Annotated in this window: 23 protein-coding genes and 2 tRNA genes; 23 read left to right on the forward strand and 2 right to left on the reverse strand. The window is 62.3% G+C overall.

Going from position 1 to position 24,724, the window contains the following annotated elements; genetic code table 11:
- The first annotated feature begins 183 nt into the window (after positions 1–183).
- The 5 genes from OHD62_RS18440 (at position 184) to OHD62_RS18460 (ending at position 5,015) form a co-directional block, all read left to right on the forward strand.
- Positions 184–759, forward strand: a complete 576-nt coding sequence (locus OHD62_RS18440; RefSeq protein WP_263784544.1) for a TetR/AcrR family transcriptional regulator — start codon at positions 184–186, stop codon at positions 757–759.
- Between the two features lie 231 nt (positions 760–990).
- Positions 991–1,545 carry a winged helix-turn-helix transcriptional regulator gene (locus OHD62_RS18445; protein ID WP_263786720.1) on the forward strand — a complete coding sequence of 185 codons (555 nt, stop codon included), beginning with the start codon at positions 991–993 and terminating at the stop codon, positions 1,543–1,545.
- A complete protein-coding gene (locus OHD62_RS18450) occupies positions 1,542–2,636 on the forward strand; it encodes an HlyD family secretion protein (protein WP_263784546.1) in 1,095 nt (364 codons plus the stop codon). The genes OHD62_RS18445 and OHD62_RS18450 overlap by 4 nt, the downstream gene beginning before the upstream one ends.
- Positions 2,637–2,643: 7 nt before the next feature.
- Positions 2,644–4,206: a DHA2 family efflux MFS transporter permease subunit gene (locus tag OHD62_RS18455; RefSeq protein WP_263784548.1), complete on the forward strand. Its 1,563-nt coding sequence runs from the start codon at positions 2,644–2,646 to the stop codon at positions 4,204–4,206.
- A gap of 149 nt (positions 4,207–4,355) precedes the next feature.
- A complete protein-coding gene (locus OHD62_RS18460; RefSeq protein ID WP_263784550.1) occupies positions 4,356–5,015 on the forward strand; it encodes a GNAT family N-acetyltransferase in 660 nt (219 codons plus the stop codon).
- On the opposite strand, the gene OHD62_RS18465 is transcribed toward OHD62_RS18460, so the two are convergent.
- Positions 4,916–8,299 carry a DUF3971 domain-containing protein gene (locus OHD62_RS18465; protein WP_263784553.1) on the reverse strand — a complete coding sequence of 1,128 codons (3,384 nt, stop codon included), beginning with the start codon at positions 8,297–8,299 and terminating at the stop codon, positions 4,916–4,918. The genes OHD62_RS18460 and OHD62_RS18465 overlap by 100 nt on opposite strands.
- Positions 8,300–8,394: 95 nt before the next feature.
- Here OHD62_RS18465 and OHD62_RS18470 point away from each other — a divergent pair, with 95 nt between their 5' ends.
- The 16 genes from OHD62_RS18470 (at position 8,395) to OHD62_RS18545 (ending at position 23,102) form a co-directional block, all read left to right on the forward strand.
- Positions 8,395–8,862: a peroxiredoxin gene (locus OHD62_RS18470; protein WP_263784555.1), complete on the forward strand. Its 468-nt coding sequence runs from the start codon at positions 8,395–8,397 to the stop codon at positions 8,860–8,862.
- Positions 8,863–9,052: 190 nt separating this feature from the next.
- Positions 9,053–10,330 (forward strand): M23 family metallopeptidase, encoded by a 1,278-nt coding sequence (locus tag OHD62_RS18475; protein ID WP_263784557.1) that lies wholly within the window; start codon positions 9,053–9,055, stop codon positions 10,328–10,330.
- A 323-nt stretch (positions 10,331–10,653) separates the two neighbouring features.
- Positions 10,654–12,090: an FAD-binding oxidoreductase gene (locus tag OHD62_RS18480; protein WP_263784559.1), complete on the forward strand. Its 1,437-nt coding sequence runs from the start codon at positions 10,654–10,656 to the stop codon at positions 12,088–12,090.
- Positions 12,087–12,827, forward strand: a complete 741-nt coding sequence (locus OHD62_RS18485; RefSeq protein WP_263784560.1) for a FadR/GntR family transcriptional regulator — start codon at positions 12,087–12,089, stop codon at positions 12,825–12,827. The genes OHD62_RS18480 and OHD62_RS18485 overlap by 4 nt, the downstream gene beginning before the upstream one ends.
- A 2-nt stretch (positions 12,828–12,829) precedes the next feature.
- Complete coding sequence (locus tag OHD62_RS18490) at positions 12,830–13,267, forward strand: VOC family protein (RefSeq protein WP_263784562.1); 438 nt, start codon at positions 12,830–12,832, stop codon at positions 13,265–13,267.
- Between the two features lie 93 nt (positions 13,268–13,360).
- Complete coding sequence (locus OHD62_RS18495) at positions 13,361–14,389, forward strand: ABC transporter substrate-binding protein (protein WP_263786721.1); 1,029 nt, start codon at positions 13,361–13,363, stop codon at positions 14,387–14,389.
- The gene (locus tag OHD62_RS18500) at positions 14,389–15,162 is read left to right on the forward strand and encodes an ABC transporter ATP-binding protein (protein WP_263784564.1); all 774 of its coding nucleotides are present in this window, start codon (positions 14,389–14,391) and stop codon (positions 15,160–15,162) included. Before OHD62_RS18495 ends, OHD62_RS18500 begins: the two co-directional genes overlap by 1 nt.
- On the forward strand, positions 15,159–15,914 hold the full coding sequence (locus OHD62_RS18505; RefSeq protein WP_263784566.1) for an ABC transporter permease: 756 nt from the start codon (positions 15,159–15,161) through the stop codon (positions 15,912–15,914). The genes OHD62_RS18500 and OHD62_RS18505 overlap by 4 nt, the downstream gene beginning before the upstream one ends.
- A gap of 121 nt (positions 15,915–16,035) precedes the next feature.
- Complete coding sequence (locus tag OHD62_RS18510; protein ID WP_263784568.1) at positions 16,036–17,202, forward strand: ROK family transcriptional regulator; 1,167 nt, start codon at positions 16,036–16,038, stop codon at positions 17,200–17,202.
- Positions 17,199–17,963, forward strand: a complete 765-nt coding sequence (locus tag OHD62_RS18515; protein WP_263784570.1) for an ATP-binding cassette domain-containing protein — start codon at positions 17,199–17,201, stop codon at positions 17,961–17,963. Before OHD62_RS18510 ends, OHD62_RS18515 begins: the two co-directional genes overlap by 4 nt.
- Positions 17,964–18,002: 39 nt before the next feature.
- Positions 18,003–19,043 carry a sugar ABC transporter substrate-binding protein gene (locus tag OHD62_RS18520; protein ID WP_263784572.1) on the forward strand — a complete coding sequence of 347 codons (1,041 nt, stop codon included), beginning with the start codon at positions 18,003–18,005 and terminating at the stop codon, positions 19,041–19,043.
- 118 nt (positions 19,044–19,161) lie between these two features.
- Positions 19,162–20,157, forward strand: a complete 996-nt coding sequence (locus OHD62_RS18525) for an ABC transporter permease (protein ID WP_263784574.1) — start codon at positions 19,162–19,164, stop codon at positions 20,155–20,157.
- 13 nt (positions 20,158–20,170) lie between these two features.
- Positions 20,171–20,941 (forward strand): SDR family oxidoreductase, encoded by a 771-nt coding sequence (locus tag OHD62_RS18530; RefSeq protein WP_263784576.1) that lies wholly within the window; start codon positions 20,171–20,173, stop codon positions 20,939–20,941.
- Positions 20,938–21,120, forward strand: coding sequence for a hypothetical protein (locus OHD62_RS18535; protein ID WP_263784578.1), 183 nt, complete (start codon positions 20,938–20,940; stop codon positions 21,118–21,120). The genes OHD62_RS18530 and OHD62_RS18535 overlap by 4 nt, the downstream gene beginning before the upstream one ends.
- The gene (locus tag OHD62_RS18540) at positions 21,113–21,340 is read left to right on the forward strand and encodes a hypothetical protein (protein ID WP_263784580.1); all 228 of its coding nucleotides are present in this window, start codon (positions 21,113–21,115) and stop codon (positions 21,338–21,340) included. Before OHD62_RS18535 ends, OHD62_RS18540 begins: the two co-directional genes overlap by 8 nt.
- A gap of 364 nt (positions 21,341–21,704) precedes the next feature.
- Positions 21,705–23,102: a carbohydrate porin gene (locus OHD62_RS18545; protein ID WP_263784582.1), complete on the forward strand. Its 1,398-nt coding sequence runs from the start codon at positions 21,705–21,707 to the stop codon at positions 23,100–23,102.
- 216 nt (positions 23,103–23,318) lie between these two features.
- Here the strand turns inward: OHD62_RS18545 and OHD62_RS18550 are convergent.
- Positions 23,319–23,394, reverse strand: a tRNA-Val gene (locus OHD62_RS18550).
- A gap of 217 nt (positions 23,395–23,611) precedes the next feature.
- On the opposite strand from OHD62_RS18550, the gene OHD62_RS18555 reads away from it, so the two are divergent.
- Positions 23,612–23,688 (forward strand) — tRNA-Asp (locus OHD62_RS18555).
- A 239-nt stretch (positions 23,689–23,927) separates the two neighbouring features.
- Positions 23,928–24,713 (forward strand): ion transporter, encoded by a 786-nt coding sequence (locus tag OHD62_RS18560; RefSeq protein WP_263784584.1) that lies wholly within the window; start codon positions 23,928–23,930, stop codon positions 24,711–24,713.
- Positions 24,714–24,724 lie beyond the last annotated feature (11 nt).

Here is a 24,724-nt window from a genome sequence, read left to right on the forward strand (position 1 = left end):
AAGATACCCGACATCTAATTTAGATGTTATACGAAATCCAAGATGTCAAGCGCCCTTGCGATTTTCGCGCGTCGGCGCGCAAACGCCCCGCGGACACTGGTGCTAGGAGGCTGCCGCCATTAGATTTCGACCAGCATCTATAGTAAGCAGGTGTCTGTTACCGCGCGAGAAGGATTGAACGGCATGAGAAAATCAAAGGAAGAAACCGCGGAAACCCGCAAGCGCATCGTTGCGGCCGCATCCGAAGAGTTCCGTCGCGGTGGCATTGACGGGACCGGCCTGGCCGACCTCATGGGCGCCGCGGGACTGACGCATGGCGGTTTCTACAAGCACTTCGGATCGAAGGAACAGGTGGTCGAGGAATCGCTGGCGCTTGCCATCGGTTCGATGCTGGAGCGGATCAAGGGCACAATGGCAGCTTCGCCCGGCGATGGTGGGCTGCGGGCCGCGATTGCGGACTACCTTTCGGTCGAATACCGCGACAACGTGGCCGGCGGCTGCCCATTTGTGGCGCTGGGGAGCGAGATGGCGCGGGGCGGAGATGCCGTTCGCAACGTGGCGACGACCGGTTTTCTTGAGATGACAGAGACCATTGCCGGTCAGCTTGAAGACCTGTTACCCGAGGATGCCAGGAACGAGGCTCTGGTGATGCTGTCAACGATGATCGGCGCCGCAACCATTGCGCGGTTTGTCAGCGACCCTGACCTTTCGGAGACTGTTCTTCGGCAAGCACGCGAGCATCTGACCAAGTCATCCTGACGTCACGTCGCGGGCATTTTGCCTCCCGACCCGGAGCCGCCATGCATTGGCGGCGCTGCCGCTGTCCCTTCCTAGCGCACCGATGGAGTCTGTCGTCGCCGCGGGAATCGATCTCGATCTATCTCGTTTTCCCAAATCTGGCGACCATTTCCATGATCACTCCCAGGTGACTTGCATAATGCAACTTACTTGGCTATTTGTCACTTTCATTATGAAAGAGACTTTCTGACCATGGTTGCAAAAACAAGCTTCGAAACACGGCCCTGCCCCATCGCACGCAGCCTCGATGACGTCGGCGAGTGGTGGAGCATTCTGCTTTTGCGGGACGCGTTTCAGGGCCTGACGCGCTTCGACCAGTTTCAAAAGAGCCTGGACATTGCGCCCAACATTCTGACGCGGCGGCTGAACAGCCTGGTTGAGCGCGGGCTGTTCGAGAAGTGTGTCTACTGCGACCGGCCAATTCGCCACGAATATGTTCTGACCGCCAAGGCCCGCGATTTTCGCCCGGTTCTTCTTGCCTTGCTCGCCTGGGGTAACAGGCATCTGGCGCCTGAAGGTCCCAGTCTGGTGGTGGTGGACAGGGCAGACGGGCGCTGGGCCGAACCCGTTCTGGTCGACCGCCGGACCGGCAGGGAGCTCGACAGCGAGGATTTCTCCATGGCGACGGGGCCTGCGGCTACCGATCGTATGCGGCAGCGATATCGCTTCAGCAGCGAGGGCTCAGGCCTTCCGCTTGTCGACAACTCGCTGACTCATCGCAGCCAGGAAGAGGCGCGGAACAGATGAACAAGGCTCTCTCCCCGGCCGAGTTGCAGCCGTCGGCCGTCCAGATTCCCTTGCCTGCCAAAAGACGCCGCAAGCCGTTGCTGATGTTGGGAGCCCTGATCGCGATAGGCTTTGCCGGGTGGTACGGTGTCCAGTGGTGGCAGGCCGGCCGCTTTCTCGTGTCGACCGATGATGCCTATGTCGGCGGCAACGTCACGCCGCTGGCGCCAAGGGTTGCCGGGCATATTGACGAGATACTCGTCCAGGACAACCAGCATGTGGCTGCAGGTCAGCTCGTGATCCGCGTCGACGACCGGCCCTTCAAGGCGGCGTTGGAACATGCGGAAGCATCGGTCCAGCAGCAGCAATCGGCACTCGACAACCTTCGCGCTCAGATTTCGCTGCAGAATTCGGTGATCGAGCAAGCCGAGGCCGATCTCGAGGCCAAGAGCGCGGCCGCTGTTTTCACAACCCAGGATGCGAAACGCTATCAGGTGCTCGCCAGCACCAGGGCCGGTTCGCAGCAGGACGCCCAGAGAAGCTTCGCGGCAGATGGTCAGGCCAAGGCATCGGTGGCCGCTTCCCGCGCGGGGCTTGCGGCCGCCAAGCAGCAACTCGACGTACTCAACACCCAGATTGCGGAAGCGACAGCCGCGGTCGCGGCGGCCAAGGCCGATGTCGATACGGCGCAGCTCGACCTGGGCTTCACGGAAATCCGCTCGCCCATCGACGGCATTGTCGGCAACAGGCTGGCGCAGGTCGGCACCTATGTCTCGCCGGGCAGCTATCTCTTGACGATCGTTCCGGCATCGGGACTCTGGGTTGACGCTAACTTCAAGGAAGACCAGCTTCGGAACATGACCGACGGGCAGGCGGCGACGGTCTATACCGACGTTGCGCCCGATGAGCCGCTCAAGGGCCACATCTCCAGCCTGGGGCCAGCAACCGGCGCCATCTTCAGCGTCATCCCGGCGCAGAACGCGACCGGAAATTTCACCAAGATCGTCCAGCGCGTCCCTGTCAGGATCACGATCGACCCGGATCAGGGGCAGAAAGTTGCCCTGCGGCCAGGTCTCTCCACCGTGGTTACGGTCGATACCGGCTCGCATTGAGACCGCCATGTCGGAGCGCGCTGCCCCAAAATCCTTCTTCGTCAGCATCCTGCCGTTCATGGTGATGTGCGTCGGGATGTTCATTGCGCTTCTCGACATCCAGATCGTCGCGTCGTCGCTACAGGACATAGGCGGCGGCCTGTCGGCCGCCCAGGATCAGATCGGATGGGTGCAGACGTCCTACCTGGTGGCGGAAATCATTGTTATCCCGCTATCGGGCTGGCTCACCCGCGTGTTCTCGACAAGATGGCTCTTCACAATCTCGGCTGCCGGCTTCACGCTGGCCAGCATGCTTTGCGGCCTCGCCTGGAGCATCGAAAGCATGATCGCTTTCCGCGCGCTGCAGGGGCTCCTTGGGGCGTCGATGATCCCCACGGTTTTTACCTCGTCGTTCCATTATTTCCAGGGTCCGAGGCGGGTCTATGCAGCGGCGGTGGTTGGCAGCATCGCTTCGATCGCACCGACGCTCGGCCCAGTCATTGGCGGCTGGATCACCGACACCCTGAGTTGGCATTGGCTGTTCTATGTCAACGTCGTTCCCGGCACCATCATCACCATCCTCGTCGCCTTCCTCGTAAAGATCGACGAAGCCGATCTCTCGCTGCTGAGGGGCGCCGACTACATCGGCATCGTGTTGATGGCAGTCAGTCTCGGCACGGCGGAATACGTTCTCGAGGAGGGCTCGCGCTGGAACTGGTTCGATGATGCAACAATCCGCAATGGCGCGGTGGTCGCCGGGATTACTATGGTTCTGTTTGTCATCCGAAGTCTGACCTATTCGCAGCCGGTGGTGGATTTCCGTGCCTTCGGCAACCGCAATTTTGCAATCGGCTGCTTCCTCTCGTTCGTGACCGGTGTCGGCATCTTCGCCACGATCTATCTGACGCCGCTGTTCCTTGGCTATGTGCGTGGCTATGACGCCTTGCAGACCGGGCTGGCCGTATTCTCCACCGGCGTCGCTTCGATGGTTGGTGTCCCGGTTTATATCTTTCTCGCCAAGCGGTTTGATACACGCTGGCTGATGATGTTCGGGCTTGCATCCTTCGGCGCGTCGATGTGGAGCTTCAGCGCCATCACCAGCCAGTGGGGCGCCGCGCAACTGCTCCTGCCGCAAATCTTTCGTGGTTTCCCGCAGGTTTTCGCCGTCGCGCCGAGCGTCAATCTCGGTCTCGGCAGCCTGCCGCCAGAACGGCTGAAATATGCCAGCGGCCTGTTCAACACGATGCGCAATCTCGGCGGTGCGGTCGGCATCGCCATTTGCGGTGCGATCCTGAACTACCGCACCAATTTCCATTTCCTCACGATCGCGTCCCACCTGACGCCACAAAACGAGGCCGCGATGCGCCTCCTCGACAACGTCGCGCAGCGCTATGGACAGCTGCCTGGTGCAGTCGACGACGGTCATGCCGCGTCACTGAAGCAGCTCTGGCAACTGGCCTATCGTGAGGCGTCCACCATGGCTTACGCCGATGCGTTCCTGGTGATCATGGTCGCTTTCATCATTGCGACAGCCCTTGTCCCATTTTTGCGCAATGTCACGCCGAAGGCTCCGCCACCGGACGCCCATTGAGGCGGACCTATCTTGCCGCCGCCGCTTTCGAGACGTTCGACAACCAGCGGAAACATAAGCGCGACCGCAACGACATTTGGTAGAAACACATCTCTTGCTACTTCCTGCCCCCGAAATGCGATCAGATCGCGGTGCAGGAGGCGTATTTCATGGACCAGTTGGTTATTGTCGTTCGTCGTGCGACCGAGCGAGACCATCAGGCAATTCGCGCGCTGGTGCGTTCTGAGCGCCTGAACCCGACCGGCATCAATTGGCCGAACTTCCTGGTTGCGGTAGCAGAAGGCCGCATCATCGGAGCGGTGCAGATGCGTAAACATACTGACGGCTCGCGCGAACTCGGGTCGCTCGTAGTGGCCAAGGAGGCGCGTGGCCATGGGATCGCGTCACGGTTGATCGATACGTTGCTTGCTGAAGATCGGGAGCCCGTTTGGCTGATCACGACCGCGCCCTATGCCGGCGCCTATTCACGATGGGGCTTTGAACAGATCGAGGCGCGGGCGGCGCCTGCGAAGGTAAGACGCAACCATTTAATGGGAAACCTGGCGCGCATCATCTCCTTTGTCATGCGACGACCAATGCGACAACTGGTGATTCTGGAGCGTCGTCCGGCGGAGGGACGGACGACTTCGCGGACGTCCGCATCGGGTTACCGACACGAACGCGGTCGGGGCGGACGAGCAGCCGCCCAGGATCGAATTCGAACGCTGACTCATCGGTACTCGAAGATCGACCTGAAAATCCCGGGCGCGATCACTGACAGCGGATTGACGTCCAGTTTCGGCTTGTTGGCATTGCCCCTGAGCCGGTAGGTCACGCCGATCAGGCCGCGATCCCGGCCATTGCCGAGCAGCGTGCCGAACAGCGGCAACTCGCCGAAAATACGGTTGAGGCCATAGACCGGCATGAAGGTGCCGGTCATGTCCATATTGTTGTTCTGATCATAGAGCGTGCCCTGAAAGGTGGTGCCGATGCGCGGGCCGCGCAGAACGCCATTGGCCAGCTTGAGATAACCGGTGCCCTTTTCGATCTGGGAAAAGCCGCGCTCGAACATCACCCGCGACGTGTCGAGCTTGCCCTTGACCGCTTCGTTGAGGCTGCGGCTGTCGCCAGGTGGCGTGGTCGACACGAGCGAGGCAAGTTTCGGCTCGTTGACCACGAAGAAGTTGCTGGCATCGACCTGGCCTCGCATCGGCCCGTCGCCGGTGCCAGCCAGCGCCAGCGTGATCGAACCACCCTCCATATGTTCATAGATGTTGAGAAAGCGCAGGATCGCGCCGGCATCGGCCGACTTCATGTTGAGCGCGCGTTGGCCCGCGCCGGTCGTGTTGCTGATGGTTATGGCGGCGCCGGAGTCTGCCGTGGCGCTCACCTTGAGCCCGTTCACCCTGGAACCGGCAGCGCTGTAGTCGAGCTTCAGGTTCGACAGTGTCTCGTTGTGGAAGCCGGTCAGGAAATTGACATCGGCACTGACGGAAACCGCGTCGGAACCCGTGGTCTTGGTGGCGGTATCGACATCGGAGGTGAATTGCTTGATCAGCGAGCGGGCGTCCAGCGCATTGCCGCTGATATCGATCGCAAAGCCCTTGCCCGATCGCTTGACCGACACAGCGACGTCGTCGCCCCGGTTCAAGGTGACCTTGCTGAAGCGGGCCGATGACAGTGCGCCTTTGACCAGAACCACGCTGCCGTCGATCGAGAAGCTCTTTCCGTCGAGGTCAAAGTCGGACAGCGTCGTGGTGTCGCCGGACTTGGTCAAGGTGAAGGTGACATTGGCGGGAATGCCAGGCCCCTTGCTCCAGCCGGCCCAGGGAATGTCCAGCCTGGCATTGGTCAGGTCGGCCGAGACGTTCTGGCTGCCGCCGCTGTTCTTGTCGATCGCAACCTTGATGGTCCCCGAAAGCAGCGTCGCCAGGCCGGGCATGGCGGTGGCGCGCATCTTGTCGTCAAGCACCATCGCCACTTTGCGGCTGGGTGGGGGCCCGTCCTTGGCCAGCGGCTCGATCAGGTCAAGCTCGGCTGGAAGGCCATTTAGCAGTGCCTTGGCGGAGATGACGGCCTTATCGGGCTCGACCGTGATCGAGCCGTCGGCATTCGTCACCGTCTGGCCCTCGAACGACTTGCCCAGCGACAGGTCCTTGTAGTCCAGCGCCACCAGCCAATCGAGTTTGGAAGAGTCGACGCCGGACTGCAGCGGAATGTCTGCCTTGACGTGGCCGGTCACCGTGCCGGACAGGTCGTCCGGCAGCAGGCCGACATGGCGCATGGCGTTGATCGGTTCGTAGGACGCCAGTTCGGCGATCGCCGGTGCCTCGCCGGCCACATCCATGTCCAGGGCGCCGATCACCGGCGGGCGGTTGGCCGCCTTGACCGTCATCGTGCCATTGCTTGCCGCCACCGTGCGGCCGCTGGCCATATAGACACTGCCCGAGGATAGCGCGATATCGACATCGTTGCCGTGGAAGCTGACGACGCCGACGGCATCGCGTATCGGCGGAATGCGGCCAGCCGTGTCGAAGCGCGATCCCTCGATCTGGAACCGGCCGAACACTTCATCCGCTGAAAGCGGAACGCCGTTGCCGAGCCGCCCCGGCACGACCTGGAACTGCAGATTGGCGTCGACGACGCGGCCGCCGAACAGGTTCTTCAGCACCCAGAGGCGAGCGTTGCGCGCGGAAAACCATGGCCACAACTGCTTGACATGCGAGACCGGCATGTCGTGGACGTTGAGGGCCACAGATATGCCCGGGGCCTTGCCGTCGACGAATGTCACCGAGGCCGTGCCCAGCACCTCGCTCGTGGACCCGGATCGAATCCCGATCTGCTCGGCGACGAGCTTGTGGCTCTCGGGCTGGTAGACGCCGGCGATGCGGGCAAAGAAATTAAGCGCAGGCTCAGGCGATTCCGAGGGCGCCAGCGTCGAACCGTCGCTGGTCAGGTCGTAGCGGTAGGACGGCTCCTCGCCAGCTTTTCCAGTGGCCGGCTTCGGGCCGATCGAACCGGCAAAATCGAATGTCGAACGGCCGGTCTTCAAAAGCAGTCTGTCGACCTGGATCTTGTTCGAGCCGGCGACAAGTGTCGCATCGAGGTCGACGTCGGCCGGAAGCAAGCCTCGCGGGCCGAGATCGAGCACGGAGCCGGCGAGCGCCAATGAGGCCGTCAGCCGCGATGCATTCTCGCCGCCGCCTTGCGATCCCGTCAGCTTCAAGGCGACCGCGCCCATCTTCCCACCTGCCGCACTTGCCGCGTCGGCGGCAGCCGCCATCTTCATGCTGGCGTCCAGTGCGGTCACACGGCGGGTCGCGATGTCGCGGGTAGCGGAAGCGGCGATCGTCAACATTCTGCTGTCGACTTCGGCGTCGGACGAAAACTCCATGCCGCCCGGCCCTGACTGCGAGACCGAGGCATCAGTGATCCTGATCAGTTTGACCGACCCGGCCTCCGGCAGCACGAGGTCGACATTGCTGAGGTCGATCTGGCGCATCGAATCCTCGCGCACCGCGTCGAGTGCGTGATTGATGTTGGAGAAGACCGCTTCGGACAGTTTTTCCGGATCGACGAGGCCATCTTCATTGCGCAGCGCCGCCGTCCAGTCGCCGCCCGACGGCATTGCCGCCATCACGATATGCGCATCGGAAATCCTGGCGCTGGTGAGCCGCACCTCGCCCGAAAGCAGCGGTATCAGCCTGATGCCGAAGCGGACCCGCCCGGCATCGGCCATCGGCTTGCCGTCGGCGGTCTTGAGGCTGACATCGTTGACCTGAAGCGCAATGAAACTCGACCCGTCAAGCGTGAGGCGAGCCGGCCCAGCCTCAACATTGACGTCGACGCCGGCCAGTTTCTCGATGGCCGTTTCGGCTTCCGTCCGCAACCGTTCGGAGCCGACGCCCGATACGCCGACCATATACACCGCGACGGCGGCCAACAGAACAAGGGCAACAAAGCCAGCGAACAGCCGTGCCAGAATGCGAACGCCACGGCCGATCGACGCCTGGCCGAGCGGCGGCACACGGCACGCGGACGGGAATGCCCCCAGGTCGGTGATCTCATCACGCCTGAATCTGATCTTCTCGTGCTGCGGTTGCTCCTGATCCACGCAATTTTCCGTTCTACGAACTCGATCGTGGACGAATCCCCGCTCGACATTATATCGATGAGGCTTGGCGCGTAACCACAAACAAGGGCATCGATATGGCTGATCTCAAGGTAGGCGATCTTGCGCCGCAGTTCGACCTTCCCCGCGACGGCGGCGGCTCGCTCAGCCTCGCGGCATTGCTGGGCAAGCCGGTCGTACTTTACTTCTATCCGCAGGACGACACCACGAGCTGCACGACCGAGGCAATCGGCTTTTCGCAATTGAAGCCGGACTTCGAGAAGGCCGGCGCCACCGTCATCGGCCTGTCGCCGGACAGCGTCAAGAAGCACGACAAGTTCAAGTCGAAATACGACCTCACCGTCGATCTGGTCGCCGACGAGGAACGCAAGGTGATCGAGGCCTATCATCTGTGGGTCGAGAAGACGATGTATGGCCGCAAATATATGGGTGTCGAGCGCGCCACGTTCCTGATCGGCCGCGATGGGCGGATTGCCGGGATCTGGCGGCAAGTCCGGGTCAAGGGCCATGCCGAGGCGGTGCTGGAAGCCGTGCGCGCGCTTTAACGCCGACTCCGTCGCCCAATCGCCTAAAAGATCGGCGCGGAGCACGACAGTCCACAACAGGCATCTCACCTGCTTATGCCAACGTGACTGCATCCATGAATTGCAAACGGTTGCGCCGAAGCAACCGACCGTTAACCTTAATGATGTGTAATCAGGCTCGTCGTTGGTGTCGTAACGAAAGCTTGGTCCCGTGAACGTAACCGGTCAGTCAGCGGTCTTCGGCAGGCGCAAGGAGCCCCACACGGTCATCATCGCCCGGGGCGACGAGATAAGGCACTTCACCATACGGCCATGGGTCGCCGCATTTTGCGGCTCTGCCCTGGCGGCAATTGTCATAGGTTACCTGCTGGCGACCTCTTACCTTGTGCTGCGCGACGACCTGATCGGCGCCACCACCGCGCGGCAGGCGCGCATGCAGCAGGCTTACGAGGATCGCATTTCGGCGCTGCGCGCCCAGGTCGACCGGATCACCAGCCGCCAGCTTCTCGACCAGCAGCTCATGGAAACCAAAGTGAGCGAGCTCTTGGAACGCCAGAGCCAGCTCAGCCAGCGCCACGGCCGCCTCGGGCCAATCCTCGACCGCGCCGAGAGCGAAGTCGGAACGCCGCCCGCGGCAAGCAGCGCGGCCGCAAAGCCTGATCAACGCGCCGACGCCACCGTTGCTCAGCCACAGGCCTACACGGTTGCCAGCTTGGGCGCCGGTGACAGCAGGCCGTTCTCCCTATGGTCGACCCGCTCCGACCCGCTGCCCAGCGACACCGCTGCCGACCGTGCCGACAAGCTCTTTGTTTCGATCAACGAGTCGCTCAAGGCCATCGAAAACCAGCAGCTCACCCGCATCGCCACGCTCGCCGACAATGCGTACAAGAACGCCGATGCGATTTCGCAGACGCTCGAGGCGGCCGGCCTGCCGGTCGACAGCGACTTTGGCGACGAACGCGACGTCGGCGGCCCGCTGATCCCCGTTGACAGCTCGATGATGTTCGACAGCAAGGTTAGGGAACTCGACGAGGCGTTGGACGCGCTCGACCACCTCAAAAAGGAAGCCCAGCGCCTGCCGCTCGCCAACCCCGCCCCCGGCCATTCCGTCACCAGCCCGTTCGGCGTGCGCACCGATCCGATCCTCGGCACCGCGGCGCTCCATTCGGGCATGGATTTCAGGGCGCCGATCGGCATGCCTGCCAAGGTCACCGCACCGGGCGTTGTCGTCAAGGCTGGCTGGAACGGCGGCTATGGCCGTATGGTCGAGGTCGACCACGGCCAGGGCTTTGCGACGCGCTACGGGCATCTCAGCGAAATCGACGTGAAGGTCGGCCAGAAGCTCGCCGCCGGCGATGTCATCGGCAAGACCGGCAGCAGCGGCCGCTCGACCGGCCCGCATCTGCACTACGAGGTTCGCCACAATGGTGAGGCAATCGATCCCCTGCGCTTCCTGACTGTCGGCAAGAAGGTCGCGCAATACCTCTAATGCATGTCGTGCAAAAGTGCGCAGCGGTTTTGCGATAACGACATGCATAAAAACAAGAACTTAAAGCGCGTCGCATGAATCCGTTCAAACGCGACGCGCTTTAGGAGCCGGCCTGCTCCTCGGCGAACAACCGCAATTGGACGATATCGGCCGGCACAGCCAGGCAAAGGTGGACCGCGCCTGACCTGGCGATCACCCTCCATTCTGTTCTTCTCCAGCCTTGAGGCAATTTGCGCGACTGCTCAGGCAATCGCGTTGACTCCCAGCTAGTTGTAGGATGATATGTATAACCCTATACCCTAGCCACGACCACCAGGCCCGCAATGACCGTTCACGGTATTCCGCCCGAAATTCTGAATGCGCTGGAGGGCGCCGTCGGACGAAGCGGCGTGGCTGCCGACGCTGCCGGCATGGCGAAATACCTTGCAGACTGGTCCGGGGACCACCACGGCGCAGCCCTTGCGGTGCTGAAGCCGGCTTCCGTCAGCGAAGTCCAGGCTGTCGTGCGGCTCTGCGGCACGCTCAGGCTCGGGATCATCCCGCAAGGCGGCAACACCGGGCTGGTGGCGGGCGCGATCGACACGGACACCCGCAGCGCGGTTGTCGTCAGTCTGGAGCGGTTGAACGCCATCCGTCTCGTCGACGCCGACGATTTCATCCTGCAGGCCGACGCCGGCTGCATCCTGCAACACATCAAGGATGCGGCAGACGCGCGGAATTGCTTGTTTCCACTGGCGCTCGGCGCGCAGGGAAGCTGTCAGATCGGCGGCAATGCGGCCAGCAATGCCGGCGGCATCAACGTGGTGCGCTACGGCATGGCGCGCGATCTCATCCTTGGCCTCGAAGTCGTCCTGCCAGACGGCGAGCTGTGGAGCGGCTTTTCCGGCCTGCGCAAGGACAATCGCGGCTATGATCTGAAGCAGCTTTTCATCGGCAGCGAAGGGACGCTCGGCGTCATCACCGGGGTCGAGCTCAAGCTGTTTCCGAAACCGGCCCGGGTCGAGACGGCCTATCTCGGCCTTGCCTCCTTCGAAGCCGCCATAGCGCTGTTCCGGCAGGCCCGCCGGGTCTCATCCGACCTGATTTCGGCCTTCGAGATCATCGGTTCGGAATGTATCGAGCTCGCACGCCTGGTGGACGCCGATATCGTTTCGCCGGTCGAGGCTCCCGTCCACGTGCTGATCGAACTCTCCGCGAGTGCCGCCGTCGATCTGCGCACGCTGCTGGTCGATTTCCTGGCCGGCGCCATGGAGAGCGGCCTCGTCGCAGAAGCCGTGCTTGCCGAAAGCGTCGCGCAGGCCAAGGCCTTCTGGGCGATCCGCGAAGGGCTGGTCGAGGGCCAGGCGAAGCGCGGCTACCATGTGCGCACCGACCTTGCGGTCAGGATATCGGACATCCCTGCCCTGGTCGATCAGGCCCGCCGCTTCGTTGGTCAGGAACATCCCGGCTGGCTGTCGCAGGCCTATGGCCATGCCGGCGACGGCAACATCCATTTCAACGTCCTGCCGCCGCCCGGCCTTGCCGAGGGTGAAGCCCGTGCCCAAGGCGCGGAGATCACCGCCGGGCTTTACCAGATCGTCGGCGCGCTTGGCGGCTCGATCAGCGCCGAGCATGGCATCGGCCGCACCCGTCATCGCACTTTCTGGACCGGGTTGGCGCCTGCCCATCGCCGACTCGTCACTGCGCTCAAAGGAGCGCTCGACCCTCAGGGACTGATGAATCCCGGCTGCCTTCTGCCGCCAACGGAGATTTTTCCATGAAGCAAAGACTGGCTGCCATCGGCACGGTGGAAGCGCTGCCGCATCGCGTCGCCGCCTTCCTCAGCCGCGAGATCGAATCCGGCGAGCTCAATCCGGGCACGCGGCTGCCGACGGAGCAGCAGCTCTCGGAAAAATTCGGTGTCAGCCGCAATGTGGTGCGCGAGGCGATCGCCCAGCTCAGGGCCGACGGCATGATCGAAGCCCGGCAAGGCGTCGGCGCCTTCGTGCTGGCGCCGGAGCAGCGCGCCTCGATCCGCATCGACGGCGAAGCGCTGAAGGCGACCGGGAATATGGAGCGGCTGTTCGAGCTGCGCTGCATCCTCGAAGCCGAGTCAGCCGCGCTCGCCGCCGAGCGGCGCGGGCAAGAACACCTCGACGCGATCAAGGCGGCGCTCGACCGGATGAGCGGCGAGGAGCGCTGGGAAGAAGGCAGCATCGACGCCGACCTTTTGTTCCATCGCGAGATCGCGCGGGCGACCGGCAACAATTACATCCACACCTTCATCTCCTTTGTCTGCGAGCAGATCCGCCGCTCGATCCACTACGCCCGCCTCACCAACCCGCTGCACGACCTGGTCGAGGTCAATGTCGGCGAGCATGTGCGCATCTACGAGGCGCTGGTCGCCGGCGATCCCACGGCCGCCGAGGCGGCGATGCGCGCCCACATCGTCGGCGCCGCGAGCCGTGTCGGCGTCAACCTGCCGGCATCGCGCCCGGCGCGCAGCACGGGGAGGTAGCCATGCCGGTCGGAGGCGCATATGCGATTTCGGACGTTTGCCTGCTCGTCGAAAACATCGAGCGGACGGTTGAATTCTATGTCGAGAAACTCGGCTTCCGCCTGCGACGCCGAGCCGAAGGGTTTGCCGATTTCCATGGCGAGGGCGTCACGCTGGCGGCGTGGGAGATCGATCACATCAACCGGCACACCGGCGTCTCGAAGCTGCGGTCGCCGCGCCAGGCGCACAAGGTCTGCGTGGCGGTCAGGCTCGACGCGCCCGGCGAGATCGACCGGCTCCACGACGAACTCGTGGCCAAAGGCGTGCCCTTCTACGGCCCGCCGCAGGACTATGTCTGGAATGCGCGCTGCGCCTATTTCACCGATCCCGACGACACGCTTTGGGAATTATACGCCTGGCTCGACGGCGGCCCCGGCGACTATCACGACGAACAGCCGTAGACGACGCCGCGCCAGTGGGAACGGCGCGCAAAAAAGAGACTGAGACAAGTCTTGCAACAGGAGCGAAAAATGAGTGGGAACAGACATTACGACATGAACCGCCGCAGCTTCGTGAAAGCCGGCTTCGCCGCCGTAACGGCAGCATCGGCCGGAATGCAGCTCGTGCTGACGCCGGGCGCCAGGGCTGCCGGAAAGGTCGTCATCCAGTATGACTGGCTGATGTCCAACGGACAGATCGGCGACATCGCCGCCGTTGCCAACGGTTATTTCAGGGATGCCGGCCTCGAAGTGGAGTTCAGCCCCGGTGGTCCCAATGCCGCGACGGTGCCGCCGGTGATTTCGGGCGCCGCACAACTCGGCCAGTTTTCCGAAACACCGCAGCTCTATGCGGCGCGCGCCAGCGGCGTGCCGGTGAAGATCATTGCCTGCGGCTTCCGCACCGGTCCCTATGCCTTCACCTCGAAGCCTGCCAAGCCGATCCGCGGCGTGGCCGACCTCAAGGGCAAGAAGATCGGCATCCAGCCGACGGCGCGTTTCGTCATCGACGAGATCCTGGCCAAGAACGGCATCGATCCGTCCGAGGTCACCGTCGTCAATGTCGGCTTCGACAAAGCGCCGCTGGTGCGCGGTGACGTCGACGCCATTGGCGGATGGATCACCAACACGCAAGCGCTGAGCGTCGTTGGCGATGACAGGATCGATCTTCTGGTGCGCGATCTCGGACTAAACTCCTATGCCGACGTCTATTTCGCCACCGACATCGCGATCGAACAGGATCCGGAAACGCTGGCGAAGTTCATCGGCGCTGTCGCCAAGGGCTGGGGCTGGGTGCATGCCAATCCGCAGGACGCGGTCAAGAAGATGGTCGAGGCCTATCCGGAAATGGATCTCGGCTGGGAGCAGAAGACGATCAATCTCGTGCTGAAACTCTCCTTCGACGGTGCAACCGCCAAGGATGGCTGGGGTACTTTCGATCCGGCCTCGATCGAGGAGCAGCTAGCGCTGCTGGATAAGGTCGGCCAGTATCCGAATGGCAGGCCCGCGGCGGCCGATGTCTACACCACAAAAATACTCGAATTGTCGGCGGCCGACCGACCCAAGCTCGACGCGCCCGCCGCCTGATGGCGAACGCAATCGAGGCCCACGGGCTGGATGTCGGCTATGGCGGCCGGCAGCCGGCAGTGAAAGTTCTCTCCGGTCTCGACCTGTCGGTCGCGGCCGGCTCTTTCCTGTCGATCCTCGGACCGTCCGGATGTGGCAAGTCGACCCTGCTGCGTGTGGTCGCGGACCTGCTCGATCCGCTCGGCGGTTCGATCAGCGTGTTGGGCGACACGCCGCATGCGGTCCGTTCGCGACGCGATGTCGGTTTCGTCTTCCAGGATTCGACCCTGCTGCCTTGGCGCACGGTGCGCGACAACGTCCGCCTGCCGCTCGATGTCGGACAGGGACGGCTGACCCGCACAATCGACGACCGTTGCGATGAGCTGCTCGATCTGATGGGACTTGCTGGATTCGGCGAGCGTCTGCCGCACCAACTGTCCGGCGGCCAGCGCCAGCGCGTGGCGATCGCCCGGGCGCTGCTTGGGCAACCAAGGCTGCTCTTGATGGACGAGCCGTTCGGTGCGCTGGACGAGATCACCCGCGACCGCCTCAATGACGAGCTCTTGTCGCTGTGGCGGCGCACCGGCGCGACCATCCTTTTCGTTACCCATTCGATCGCCGAAGCCGCCTATCTCGGCGAACGGGTGCTCGTGCTTGCCGCCAATCCGGGCCGCCTGGCCAAGGATCTCGACATGCGGCCGTTCAAGCAGGACGGCAATCGCTGCTCGCGCGAGGATCCGGCTGTTATCGCAGCGATGGCTGAATTGCGCGGCGCGCTGGAGAAAGCTTCATGAGACAGGCGCCCTTGCCGCCGGCGCTGACCATCGCCCTGCCCGTCCTTGGCGCGGCCTCGATCCTGCTTGCCTGGCAGTTCCTGCTGCCATGGCTCGGCGTACCGGCCTATATCGTGCCGACGCCGACGGCGATAGCAGGCGTGTTCCAGAAGAGTTTTGCCCTGCTGCTCGGCAATCTCTGGCCAACGCTGATCGAGGCGCTGGCCGGATTTGTCATCGGCAATCTTGCCGGCGTGCTGCTCGCGGTGGTCTTCGTGCACAGCCGCGTGCTGCAGGCCGCCTATTTCCCGATCGTGCTGTTCTTCAACACGATCCCCATCCTGGCGCTGTCGCCGATCATCATCCTGATCTTCGGGCTGGGGATGGCGCCGAAGATCGTCATCGCGGCGGTGATCTGTTTCTTCCCGACGCTGGTCAACATGATCCGCGGCCTGGACTCGGCCAGCGACAACGAACACGAACTGTTCCGGGTGCTGTCGGCCACACGCTGGGAGATCTTCTGGAGCCTGCGCCTGCCAAGGGCATTGCCGATGCTGTTCTCCTCGCTGCGGATCGCTTCGGCGACCGCCGTCATCGGCGCGATCGTCGGCGAGTGGATCGGCTCCGACAAGGGCCTCGGCGCGCTGATCATCCAGGCGACCTTCAACTACCAGTCGGACCGGCTCTATGCGGCGATCGTGCTGTCATCGTCCTTGTCGATCGCGCTGTTTGCAATCGTCGTGCTGCTGGAGCGACGTGCCATCCGCTACTGACCAGGCCATTGCGGGGGCGGTCCGCCAGGATCGCCTCCGTATAGCTCTCATTTATTTTTGAATTCCATTTGACTGAATAAATCTTTGGTGCCAACCTGCGCTCTCCCAAGGGACGCAAGGCATGGCACTGCGGGGGACCAATCAGGAATTCGGGCGGCCTTACAACAGGCGCATCGTGCTCGAATCCATCCGCCTTCATGGCCCCATCGCCCGCGGCGACATTGCAGGGCGGGTCGGGCTTACCGTCCAGACGGTTTCAACCATCGTGCGCGAACTGGAGGAGCATGGCTATGTCCTGTCCGTGCGCGAGGAGCCGCGCGGACGCGGCCTGCCTCCGGCAACGCTCAGGATCAACCCGGAAGGTGGCTATGCCGTCGGCATCCACATCACCCCGCTGGGGATCGATGCGGCCCTGACCAACCTCAGCGGCGACGTGATCGAGAGCGCGCATCGTGAAGCGCCGAATGCCACGCCAGATCTTGCCTTCGATTTGATCGGGGCGATGGTCAATGATTTGACTGGACTGCGTCCCGGCGGCCGCGTTCTCGGCATCGGCATGGCGTTGCCCGGCCCGTTCGGGGTGGAATCGATGAGTTTCATCGGGCCGACGACGATGACCGGCTGGAAGGACGTAGCGCTCAGGGAGCGGCTGGCGGCTTCGACGGGATTGCCGGCTTTTTTCGAGACCGACATGGCCGCAGCCGCCATGGGCGAGCGCCTCTATGGCCTCGGGACGGGATACTCCGAATATTATTACCTCTATTTCGGCGTCGGTCTTGGCGGCGTCATGGTGCATGATGGAAGCGCATTGCGCGGCGCCTGGGGCAACGCCGGCGAGATAGGCCACATTCCCGTCGTCCCGGGCGGCGAACTCTGTCCTTGCGGCAATCGAGGCTGCCTCGAACGCTATCTTTCGCTCGAAGCGCGGGGACGCTGGCCCGGCAGTGACGCTGACTGGGTGGCTGAGATCGGTCCGATCTTCCGCAACGCCATCGCCGTCGTCGAGAACCTGTTCGACCCCGAAACCGTCATCCTTGGCGGACTTGCGTCCACGGATTTGCTTGAGCGGTTGGCCAACTCGGCGACGCAGCTTCCCAACTCGGTCTCGGCCCGAAAGGACCGCGCTAGCCCCCGCATCATCGTGGGGCGCGGCGGACAATATGCGGTGTTGCGCGGCGCCGCCGCACTTGCCGTTTCCGGGGTGCTTTCACCGCGCTTCGGCCAGATGTTCACCGCCGAGCGCGAGCGCGGACGGGACCTCCTGCAAGGCAAGGGGATTGCGGCATGAGCGACCCCCTGCTGGTGCTCGACAATGTCACCAAGAACTATGGCGCCATCGAAGCGCTGAAAGGCATCAGTTTCTCGATCGGCAAGGGCGAGGTGGTCGCGCTTCTGGGCGACAACGGCGCCGGCAAGTCGACGCTGGTCAAGATCATAGCCGGCGGCCTGGAGCCGACTTCCGGCCGCATGCTGTTCGAGGGCAAGGAGTTCCTGGCCAGGTCTCCCGCCGAGGCCAAGGCCGCTGGCATCGAGACCGTCTACCAGGACCTGTCGCTTTGCACCAATGTCGACGTGGTGGCCAATTTCTTCATGGGCCGCGAGATCACCAAGAAGGTTCTCGGCGTTCCTGTGCTCGACGAACGCGCCATGGAACAGGTCGTTCAAAAGGCGCTGGCCAGCGCCGGTACCCGCATCCCTTCGCTGCGCACCAATGTCGAGCATCTATCAGGCGGTCAGCGGCAGGCCATCGAACTCAACCGCTTCGTGCATTTTGGTGGCAAGCTCGTGCTTCTCGACGAACCGTTCGCCGCGCTCGGCGTCGAGCAGACGCGGCGCGGCCTCGACATGATCCGCCAGGTGGCGAGCCAAGGCATCGGCGTCGTCATCATCACCCATATCATGCAGCAGGCCTTCCAGGTCGCCGACCGGATCGTGGTGATCCGGCAAGGCGTCGTGGCAGGCGATGTCGCACGCAACAAAACAAGTCCCGACGCGGTGATCAACATGATCACCGGTGAGACGCTTGCCGGTGCCGGACCGGCTGGCTGAGGGACAAATGAGGGGTCCGGCGCAAGAGGAGCGAACGACATGAAGAAAATACTTCTTTCCGTCTTCGGTATCCTGGCACTGGCCTTTGCCACGCTTATGCCGGCATTCGCACAGTCCAAGGGCACCGTCTACTATATGGTGCCGACACTGCTCGATGAATTCCAGACCGGCTCGGTGAGCGCGCTGGAACTCTTCCTGAAGCAGACCGGCTATGAGATGAAAACGCTGAACGCCGACAACAAGACCGACGCCCAGCAATCGCAGATGAACGACGTCATCGCGCTGAAGCCGTCGGCGATCATTCTCGCCGCCGTCGATTTCAATGCGCTAAAGCCGTCGATCGAGGCGGCTCGCGCTGCCGGCATACCGGTGGTCGAATTCGACCGTCAGATCACCTCCACGCCCTCCGACTTCACGTCGGTGGCGGGAACCGTCGAAATCGGCCACGTCGCCGCCGACCAGGCCGAGAAACTCTTGAAGGCGAAGAACGGCTCGGTGAAAGGCAAGATCCTGCAGGTGCTCGGCGATCCCGGCGACCCCTACACGCTCGACATCCAGAAGGGTTTCGAGGAAAAGATGAAGGCGTTCCCTGACGCCAAGATCATCTCGGTTCCCGCCATGCAATGGGAAGCCAGCAATGCCGGCACCATCGTTGCCGACCAAATGCTCGCCAACCCCGACATCGACCTGATCTTCAGCCACGCCGCGCATCTGTCGGTCGCCGCCGTCGCCTCGCTCGAGGCTGCCGGCAAGAAGCCGGGCGACGTCATGCTGATGAGCTCGAACGGCGCGCCGGTCGGCCTCGACCTGATCCGCAAGGGCTGGCTCAACGTCGAAGTCGAGCAGCCGCTCTACGCGCAGGCCGCGGCGGTGGCCATGTTCATGGACAAGATCGTCAATAAGCAGGAGATCAAGCCGGGCGAGTATGAAGTGCTCGGCCTGAAGTCGACCGTGACCAAGGAAGCCTGGGGACCCAACATCAAGATCCCGGGTGCTGCGATCACCAAGGAAAACGTCGACAATCCGGCCTTCTGGGGCAATCTGAAGCCGCCATCGGATACGGTGAAGCCGGTCGAATAACATTGTTGCTGCGCTCCGGGCCGCACGGCCCGGAGCGCGCCCAAGAGCGCCGCGCGTCCGCATGGATGCGCGAGGGACGTCGCATCACCTTGAACCTGCGCGCCAACCGGATCAGCCCATGAATCCCCGCACACGCCAAGTCCTCGAGTTCGTCCTCGACAACCTCGTCTGGTTCATGCTGGTCTTCGTGCTGGTGGTCTTCTCCATCTTCGTCCCGAACTACTTTCAGCTCGGCATATTCGCCAACATCATCGAGGCGTCGAGCGTGCTCGGCGTGATGTCGATCGGCCTGGCGCTGGTCATCATCGCCGGCCACATGGACCTGTCGGTCGAATCGGTGGCGGCGCTCAGCGCCATGGCGGTCGGCATTCTGTTCTGCTCGGCAGGCATCGGCCTTGGCATTCAACTGCATCCCGGATGGCTGATGGTTCCGGTGTCGCTGCTCATCGCTTTGATCGTCGGCGGCATCATCGGCGCCCTCAATGGCTACCTGGTGGTGCGGTTGAAGATGAGCGCCTTCATCATCACGCTGGCGTCCTACATCTGGGTGCGCGGACTGGTGCTGGTCATTTCCGGCGGCCGCTCGGCGCAGGACCTGGCGCCGGCAATCCGCTGGTTCGGCATTCAGCGACTGCTTGGCTTGCCGCTGACCGCGTGGATCGCCATTTCGTGCTTCGTCGTCTTTTCGCTGATCATGGCAAAGACGCCGTTCGGCAGGCATCTCGTCATGATCGGCGGCAACGAGACCGCCACCTTCCGCGCCGGCATCCGCGTGAACCGCAACCTCGTCATTGCCTTCATCCTCGCCGGCGCCATCGCCGGCCTCGCCGGCTGGCTGCTGGCGATCCGCACCTCCGGCGCCACCGCTAACCTTGGCGTCGGCCTGCTGTTCAACGCCTTCGCTGCCGTCGTCATCGGCGGCGTCAGCCTCAAGGGCGGCGTCGGCACCCTGCCCGGCGTCTATGCCGGCGTGCTTTTGTTGTCGGCCATCAATACGGCAATCAACCTGATGGGGCTGCCGGCCAATTTCACCCAGGTGATCCACGGCCTGCTGGTGCTTGCAGCCGTGCTGCTCGACGCTTTCAAGCAAACCATTCGCCAGAGGCTGGCATGAGAGAGGGGCTGGCATGAGCGGGCGGCTCGATGGGAAGGTCGCGCTGGTCATCGGCGCTGCCGGTGGCATCGGCAAGGCAACCGCCCTGCGCTTTGCCGAGGAGGGCGCGAGATTAGTGCTCGCCGACACCGAGATCGAGGCGGGCCAAGCGGCTGCGGACGAGATCGGCGCCGCCTTCATCCGCACCGACATCTCGCAGATGGCCGATGCGGAGGCCGCCGTGGCGCTGGCGCTCGACCATCACGTTCGGCTCGACATACTGGTCCAGAATGCCGGCATCTACCCCTGGCAGCTCATCGAGAACACCAGCCCGGACGACTGGGACCGGGTCATGGCCGTCAATCTGCGCGGCACCTTCAATGCCACCCGTGCCGCGCTCGTGCCGATGAAGGCGCAGCATTTCGGGCGCATGCTCTACACCTCATCCATCACCGGCCCGCACGTCACCAGCCCCGGCCATGGGCACTATTCGGCGACCAAGGCAGGCATCAACGGCTTCATCCGTTCGGCGGCGCTGGAATTCTCCGGCTACGGCATCACCGTCAACGGCGTCGAGCCCGGCAACATCCTCACCGAAGCGATCCAGCTGCATCGCGGCGCGGCCTACATCAAGAACATGCAGGATTCCATACCGCTCGGCCGGCTTGGCAGCCCGCGCGACGTGGCCAATGCCTTCCTGTTCCTGGCCTCGGAGGATGCCAGCTATATCACCGGCACGACCATCGTGGTCGACGGCGGGCAATTGCTGCCCGAGGGCAAGGATTTTCGGCTTGTTCCACCGTGATCCTCGATTTCGGCGACGTTTTTCTCTCCGCCAGCAATGCCGGCCATCATGCCAAGCTTGTCATGATCGGTCTCAGCACCGGCGACGAAATCGTTGCACTCATAGGCTGCATGGAACAGAAATCCCCCTCAAAGGTTGCTATCCGCGCACCAATAGATGGAGGGACTGGAAATGGCTAATGGAATCAGAGCCGATTACATCTATCAACGGGCTCAAGCGTTGGCAGAGAGCGGCGTCCATAGCTGTCCAGCAGAAGTCGTCGCCATGTTGCTGGCAGAGGGCTATCCGGAAGCGGCCGAATTGTTGAACTCCGACAACATCCGGGCCGATCTGCGACGCGTGTGTGAAGCCGCCAGCGACGGGCGACCGGCCACGCCATATCGGGCGCTTCGTCATTGAAGCAGTAATGGGTGGATCGCGTGGCTGAATGTGGGCGATGACGGGCTCGAACCGCCGACATCTTCGGTGCAAACGAAGCTGGCCCGTTCCTTGCTGTGCCTGCAGCTTCAACGTATGTTTTCGCAGCGGGGCCACCTTCCAGTTCCTTGGCGTTCCTGCCTTCCCTGTTGCTATTCTGCAGCCAGTTTCTATAGCCATGCCGATTACCAAGACCGACGCCGATTAAATGGAGCCCGACTCGACGATCTGCGACAGCGGACGCGGCAGCGTTCCCGGCTTCGGCCTCGATGCTCGACATCCTTGGCATGCGGGACGGCGGGATGATGTCGGTTATGGAAGTTCTGTCTTCTGTGGAGGACGCCAAGTGAGGTCCGAGAGCAGCGCGTTGCAAAAGTGGATCTGCTTTGTTTTCGTCCTGGCGGAGATGACCTGGTCGGCGTTTCCAGCCCGCGGCGCCGACGCTTCCGGGCAGGCCAGCAGCTCAATCTGGCAGTGGGATCACCTTACGAACGACTGGAACGGCAACCGAACGGCCCTCGAGAACAAGGGAATCAAGCTAACCCTCAACTACATAAGCGAGGCCATGGATGTAGCCAGTGGCGGGGTCCGTCAGGGCGCTGCGTATGAGGGGCGCCTGGACATAAACCTAGATCTGGATTTCGAGAAAATGGGCGTGTGGCCTGGTGGCTCAGGCCATGTGACTGTCTACCAGATTCACGATCTCAATGACCGAAACATCGCCGATGAGGTCGGAAGCCTGGGGGATCCCAGCAACATCGATGCCCTTCCTACCACAAGGTTGTTCACGGCTTGGTTGCAGCAGACTTTTGCTGGTGGCAGCTTCATCAAATTTGGGCAAGTGTCGGCAGACGAGGATTTCGCAACGAGCAATTCCGCCGGTAAGTTGTTGAACGGGGCGTTTGGATGGCCTGTTCTTTTTGCCTCGGACATGACGAGCGGCGGACCGGCCTATCCGCTTGCAACGCTTGGTGCTGTTTCAGGACTGTATCTCAAGCCGCAACTCGTCGTGCGCGGCGGCCTGTTTAGCGGCAATCCTGCTGGCGGAGGTTGCCAGGATGATCCTCAGGTCTGCGACCGACACGGCACGACGTTCAGTTCGACCGGTGGCGCCTTGCTCATGGCCGAGCTAGCCTATGAACTCAATCCAGATGGCGAGGCGGATGGTCCATCGATATCCTACAAGCTCGGGGGATGGTATCACACCAATAAGTTTGCCGATGAGAGATATGGCCTAAGCGGTTCCGGCAATGTGGTATCGCTAGCGTCATCTGAAGCATTGAGCCCGATCATGCGTGCGGGAAACTGGGGCGTGTACGCACTTGTTGATCGAACGATATATCAGGGTGGCGACAACGAAATTAGCGCCTTCCTGCGGGGCCAGTTCGCTCCGTCTGACCGGAATTTGGTGGCTTGGGGCGTCGACGCAGGACTGGCGTTCACCGGTGTATTGCCATCGCGCAAGGACGATACGCTGACCCTTGGTGTCAGTCACTCGGGCATAAGCCGCGCCGCAGCGGGTTTAGACAAGGATACGGCCGCGGAAACCGGGACAGCTTATCCAGTACGCAGCGGCGAGACCATATTTGAGGTGAGCTACGATTTCGCTCCGGCTCCGTGGTTGAATATTCAGCCGGATATCCAGTACATCATACATCCCGGAGCGGGGGCTGCGGATGACTCGACCGGCAAGGCCACTCCCAATGCATTTATATTTGGAGTGAGAAGTACAATCGACTTCTAAACTGATCGGCCTTTTCTTGGACATCCCAGCGGATTTCACCTTGGCGATACCCTCACTGGCCGCTCTTTGATGAACCGCGTCTCTCCATTTGCGAAACCATTCCCATAACCGGTTGCCGCATTTCGCCGCGCGTCGAGACATGGGGGTCGAGAACGATCAGAACGTCAACGCGCATCGCGGCCGAAAGTGGAAAATGCAATATTTCAATAAGATATATGGTGGGCGATGACGGGCTCGAACCGCCGACATCTTCGGTGTAAACGAAGCGCTCTACCAACTGAGCTAATCGCCCGCTCCGGCGCGGACCTTTAAGCGGTCAGGACTGGCTTCGCAAGGCCAAATGAACGGGCAGCACCCCAACCGCAAGCCGATTTGCGCGACAAAGTTCGCCCTGTCAAAAAACCTTCTCCTGTTTGCTGTTATGCTGTCGCGCTCCGCTTGACACCCGCTGGCTTACCCCTTATCCAGCGGCCCAACGACGAACACGGCTGACACGTGCTCGTCCATGCGCGGGTGTAGCTCAGTTGGTTAGAGTGCCGGCCTGTCACGCCGGAGGTCGCGGGTTCGAGCCCCGTCACTCGCGCCATTCCTTTGAATGGCCTAGGTTTCCTTCATACAAAAAGTTTCGACTTTCAGTTTTCTGAGAGTTTCGACTTTTTGTATTCGTTGCGTCGCACGCCGGCCATATGGATTTCAGAACCTCGAACGTACTAGGGCGGCGGACTTTCAAGTCGGACCGTGCCGCCACGCTATTTTTGTTCGAGCATTGGATTTTTCCAAACCGGTTCCCACTTTTGGGTCCGATGCTCTGCCGGAGAAAAAGCCTTGGATGCCCTGAAATCGCTCATCGAATCGCGCCGTTTCGACCTCGTGATCATGGTCCTGATCCTGATCAACGCCGTCACGCTCGGCCTCGAAACCTCGCCCGACGCGATTGCTGCCTTTGGTCCGCTTCTGACGGCCATCGACCGCGCGATCCTGGGCGTCTTCGTGCTCGAACTCGCAATCCGGCTGGTCGTCTACAGGACGCAATTCTTTCGCGACCCATGGCGCATCTTCGACCTCTTCGTCGTCGGTTTCGCGCTTATTCCCGCGACCGGTTCGCTCTCCGTGCTGAGGGCGCTGCGTATCCTGCGGGTCCTGCGCCTGATCAGCATCGTTCCGTCGCTGCGCCGTGTTGTCACCGGCTTCATCACCGCGCTGCCCGGCATGGGCTCGATCATGCTGTTGCTCGGGCTGGTGTTCTACGTCTTTGCGGTGATGGCGACGAAGCTCTACGGCTCGTCCTTTCCCGAACTGTTCGGCGGCATACCGGAATCGCTCTTCACGCTTTTCCAGGTCATGACCCTCGAAGGCTGGTCGGACGGCGTGGTTCGCCCGGTCATGGAGGTCTATCCGACCGCCTGGCTGTTTTTCATCCCGTTCATTATCGCGACCTCTTTCACCGTGCTCAATCTCTTCATCGGCGTGATCGTTTCGGCGATGGAGGCCGAGCATGAGGCGGTAGAATCGGCCGACAGGGCAACGCTGCATAGCGATCAGGCCACCATCCTCGCGGAGATACAGGCGCTGCGGGCAGAGGTGCGCGAATTGTCCGGCGTTCGCGGCTAGACATACAGCCA

The organism is Mesorhizobium sp. YC-39 (genome assembly GCF_025753795.1).
Taxonomy (GTDB): domain Bacteria; phylum Pseudomonadota; class Alphaproteobacteria; order Rhizobiales; family Rhizobiaceae; genus Mesorhizobium.